The organism is Methylobacterium tarhaniae (assembly GCF_001043955.1).
Classification (GTDB): Bacteria; Pseudomonadota; Alphaproteobacteria; order Rhizobiales; family Beijerinckiaceae; genus Methylobacterium; species Methylobacterium tarhaniae.
On record NZ_LABZ01000193.1, the window covers coordinates 1 to 4,319 of the forward strand.

The following is a 4,319-nucleotide window of genomic DNA, read 5'->3' on the forward strand; positions in this document are numbered from 1 at the left end:
GACGCGGTCGAGGAGGGGAAGGTTGAGCGGTGACACCGGAGCCATCCTCACGTCCGGAAGGGGAGAACCCGCCGCCGGATCACGGGGCGGGACGAATGGGAGCGATCAGGCGACATCGAGCGGCGCCGTCCCGGCGGCGCGTCCGTCCGCCCCGAGGGTGATGCGCTGGATGCGCGCCTCGGCGCGCTGCAGCAGCGTCTCGCAGTGACGCTTGAGGACCTCGCCGCGCTCGTAGATCGCGACGGACTCGTCGAGCGGCACGTTGCCCTGTTCCAGGCGCTGCACGATGCCTTCGAGTTCCTCGAGGGCCTTCTCGAACGGCAGATCCGCGGTTCCGGTCGGGCCGGCGGGTACGGAGACGGCCGCGCGGCTGGCATCGGACCGGGCTGCGGACATGCGCTACTATGCTCCCATGATGAGCGTTGGGTTATGGCGAGGGAGACCGCGCGAAACAACCCTTCGGTGTCGCCGCAAGGCCGTAACGGGACCGCATATGCCCGTTTGCGCGCCAGGGCTGCGTTTCGGCCACAGTGGAATTAGTCGATGGTGAGGCTGAAGGGCTCGCCCTCGAAGGCGTCCGCGCCGCGACCGATCGCCGCGATGGCCGCCACCATCCGCCCGTCGCGGCCCAGAAGCGCGTCCGCCACCGCGACGAGGCGGCGATTCGGCGTCGCCGAGGGCGAGGCCTGGCGCAGCTCCCGGGCGATCTCGGCCTCGTCCCGGTCGGGACGCAGGGCGCAGGTCGTGATGAAGGCGGCCGCGGTCGAGCGGCTGATCCCGGCGTAGCAATGGATCACCAGCGGCTCTTCCCGGCCCCAGGCGCGCACGAAGTCGAGGAGCCGGCGCACATGCGCCTCGTCGGGCAGGACGTGGCCGTCGAGGCTGTCGGTGATGTCGCTCACCCCGACGAACAGGTGGCGGTCTTCCGCGATTGCAGGCGGCCGGGTCACCGGCGTGCCGACATTGATGAGCGTCACCATGTGGCGCGCGCCGGTCGCCTCGACCGTCTCGGGCAGGCGGGACAGGGCGCAGACGTGCAGGGACGGCATGGCGGTGGGTTTTCCTTATCTACGAGGCCGCTGCCGGCTGCATCGCCTCGGCCAGGATATGGAAGCGAGCCAGGAAGGCCGCTTGCGCCTCGGCGGTCGGCCAAGGCTCCAGGAGGGCGTCGAGATCGGCATCGAGGCGGTCCGGCCGGCCGAACACCCGCACGGCTTCCGTCTGCGAGAAGCCGGCGAGCCGCGTCGCCTCGAGATAGGCGCTGAGGCGGTCGGCCCTCTTGATGAGGCGCTGCATGACGGCCGTGGGCGCCGGGGTGAGGCCGAAGCGCAGGCGGATCGCCGCCAGCAGCCGGTTCTCCACCGCCTTGTAGGAATGGCCGATCGCCGCCTTGAACGGCGAGATGATGTCGCCGATCACGTATTCGGGCGCGTCGTGCAGCAGCAGTTCCAGCCGTCCGGCGGCGCTGACGGCGGGCTCGAAGGCGCCTCCGATCGCCTCGACGAGCAGCGCGTGCTGGGCCACCGAAAAGACGTGCGGGCCGGCGGTCTGGCCGTTCCAGCGCGCCACCCGGGCGAGCCCGTGGGCGATGTCGACGATCTCGACGTCGAGGGGCGAGGGATCGAGAAGGTCGAGGCGCCGCCCCGAGAGCATCCGCTGCCACGCCCGCGCTTGTGCGCTCACGTCGCCACCCCGAGCCCGCCCGGGCCCGGCAGGGCGGCGCACGGGGCGTGGCGGCAGCAGCCGACGAGGTGGTCGTTGAGCATGCCGACCGCCTGCATGAAGGCGTAGACGATGGTCGGGCCGCAGAAGCCGAACCCCTCCGCCTTCAGCGCCTTCGACATCTTGCGCGAGACTTCGCTCTCGGCCGGGATCTCGGCGCGCGTCGCGGCCCGCGTCCGGAGCGGGCGCCCGTCGACGAAGTCCCACAGGAAGGCCGAGAAGCCGGGGCCGCGCTCCTGGATCGCCAGGTAGGCCCGCGCGCTGCGGATCGTCGCCTCGATCTTGGCGCGGTTGCGGATGATGCCGGTATCCTGCATCAGCGCCTCCACGTCCGCAGGGCCGAACCGCGCGATGGCCTCGGGCTCGAAGCCCGCGAAGGCATTCCGAAACCCCTCGCGCCGGCGCAGGATGGTGATCCAGGACAGGCCGGCCTGGAACCCGTCGAGGATCAGCTTCTCGTAGAGGGCGCGGTCGTCGTGTTCCGGCACGCCCCATTCGGTGTCGTGATAGGCGACGTAGAGCGGGTCGGTGCCCGGCCACCAGCAGCGCTGGCAGCCGTCGGGATGCAGGATCAATCCGGTCGACATCCGGTGCCGTGTAGCGGTGTGGGGCGGGAACGCAACCTAAGCAGGCTTGCGTTGGCAGGCCAACGCTTCGCCCGCTTAGATCGTTGGTTTGTCGCAGATTTTTGTCGCAAAACCGGCAACCACTTCTGCGAAATCCGCTTAGTCGACGAACTCGGCTGCCGCGAAGCCCTGCAGGTAGAGGAGCCCGGTGAGGTCGCCGTGATCGATGCGGGCATGGGCCGCCGCCGCCACGGCGGGCTTGGCCCGGAACGCCACGCCGAGTCCCGCCTCCTCCAGCATCGCCAGGTCGTTGGCGCCGTCGCCCACCGCCAGGGTCTCGGCCGGATCGAGGCCGAAGCGGCTGCGCAGTTCGATCAGGGCGTCGCGCTTGGCGTCGCGCCCGACGATCGGCTCCGCGACGGTTCCGGCGAGGGTCTCGCCCTCGGTCGCGAGGCGGTTCGAGCGGTGCTCGTCGAAGCCGATCTGTGCCGCCACCGGCCCGGTGAACAGGGTGAAGCCGCCCGACACCAGGGCCGTGTAGGCGCCATGGGCCTTGAGCGTGCGCACCAGCGTGCGCCCGCCCGGCGTGAGGGTGATGCGCGCGGCGATCACGTCGTCGATGGCCGTCAGGGGCAGGCCCTTGAGCAGGGCGACGCGTTCGCGCAGGGCCGGCTCGAAGGCGATCTCGCCTCGCATCGCCCGCTCGGTGATCGCCGCGACATGGGCCTTGAGGCCGACCACGTCGGCCAGCTCGTCGATGCATTCCTGGCCGATCATGGTGGAGTCCATGTCGGCGAGGAAGAGCCGCTTGCGCCGATGGGGGCCGGCGACCTGGACCGCCACGTCGATCGGCTCGCCGGCCAGAGCGGTGCGCAGGCGTTCGGCGAGGCCCGGGGCGGCGGCGGGCGCGCCCTCGACCAGCATCTCCGCCGCGACCTCGCCGTGCAAGATGCGCGGCTGGTGCCCGGTCGCCAGCACCCGCCGGGCCTCGGCCAGCACCGCGTCGGTGATGGCGGGGCGCTCCGGGTTTGCTATCAGGGTGGCGACCAGGGTCATCGGATATCTCGGGTCATCGGACAACTCGGTCTTGGGCGGGCAGCGCATCCCGCCTGCGCGCATCGGAAGAGGCAGGCATGAACGGGCGGGTTCGGGCGATCCTCATCGCAGGGCCGACCGCCTCGGGCAAGTCGGCCCTGGCGCTCGCCCTCGCGCGCCGGCATGGCGGCGTGGTGATCAACGCCGATTCGATGCAGGTCTATCGCGACCTCCACCGTCTCACCGCCCGTCCGAGCCCGGAGGAGGAGGCGCAGGCCCCCCACCGCCTCTACGGCACGGTCGACGGCGCGGTGAATTTTTCCGTGGGCCATTATCTCGCGGAGGCCGGTACCGTCCTGCGCGAGGCCTGGGATGCAGGCCGCCTGCCCATCGTGGTCGGCGGCACCGGGCTCTACTTCATGGGCCTGATCGAGGGCCTCTCGGAAATCCCGGCCGTGCCGGACGATGTCCGTGCCGCTTTGCGCGCTGAGGCGGAGGCGCGCGAGACGCCGGACCTGCACGCGGCCCTCGCCCTCAAGGATCCGGAGGGCGCCGCCCGCCTCGATCCCAACGATCGCCTGCGGGTGCTGCGGGCGCTCGAGGTGTTGGCCGCGACGGGCCGTCCGATCGCCGCCTTCCGGGCCGCGCGCCGGCCGGGCCCGCTCACCGGCCTCGCCTGCGCCAAGATCTTCCTGACCCCGGACCGCGAGGTCTTGCGGGCACGGATCGACGCCCGATTCCTCGCCATGATGGCGGCCGGTGCCCTCGACGAGGTCCGGGCGCTGGCCGATCGCGGCCTCGACCCGATGCTGCCGGTGATGCGCGCCCACGGCGTGCCGGGGCTGATCTCCTACCTGCGCGGGACGCTGTCCTATGACGAGGCCGTGGCCCGGGGCCAGGCGGATACGCGGCGCTACGCCAAGCGCCAGGTGACGTGGTTCCGGCACCAGGCGGGGACGGAGTGGGCATGGCTGACGCCGTCGCCGCCCTTCGGCC

Annotated in this window: 6 protein-coding genes; 1 reads left to right on the forward strand and 5 read right to left on the reverse strand. The window is 71.6% G+C overall.

The features are described from left to right. Positions 1-105: 105 nt before the first annotated feature. The 5 genes from VQ03_RS24535 to serB all read right to left on the reverse strand — a co-directional run bounded on the left by VQ03_RS24535 (position 106) and on the right by serB (position 3,344). Complete coding sequence (locus VQ03_RS24535; RefSeq protein WP_048453531.1) at positions 106-396, reverse strand: exodeoxyribonuclease VII small subunit; 291 nt, start codon at positions 394-396, stop codon at positions 106-108. Positions 397-536: 140 nt separating this feature from the next. Further along, complete coding sequence (locus VQ03_RS24540) at positions 537-1,049, reverse strand: tyrosine phosphatase family protein (protein ID WP_048453532.1); 513 nt, start codon at positions 1,047-1,049, stop codon at positions 537-539. A gap of 19 nt (positions 1,050-1,068) precedes the next feature. Next, positions 1,069-1,653 (reverse strand): YfbR-like 5'-deoxynucleotidase, encoded by a 585-nt coding sequence (locus VQ03_RS24545; RefSeq protein ID WP_048453533.1) that lies wholly within the window; start codon positions 1,651-1,653, stop codon positions 1,069-1,071. A 26-nt stretch (positions 1,654-1,679) separates the two neighbouring features. Further along, positions 1,680-2,309 (reverse strand): DNA-3-methyladenine glycosylase I, encoded by a 630-nt coding sequence (locus tag VQ03_RS24550; RefSeq protein ID WP_048453534.1) that lies wholly within the window; start codon positions 2,307-2,309, stop codon positions 1,680-1,682. 138 nt (positions 2,310-2,447) lie between these two features. Continuing rightward, on the reverse strand, positions 2,448-3,344 hold the full coding sequence (gene serB / locus VQ03_RS24555) for a phosphoserine phosphatase SerB (protein WP_048453535.1): 897 nt from the start codon (positions 3,342-3,344) through the stop codon (positions 2,448-2,450). Between the two features lie 77 nt (positions 3,345-3,421). On the opposite strand from serB, the gene miaA reads away from it, so the two are divergent. Next, positions 3,422-4,319: tRNA (adenosine(37)-N6)-dimethylallyltransferase MiaA (miaA, locus tag VQ03_RS24560; protein WP_048453536.1), on the forward strand; the 898-nt coding region annotated here is incomplete at its 3' end.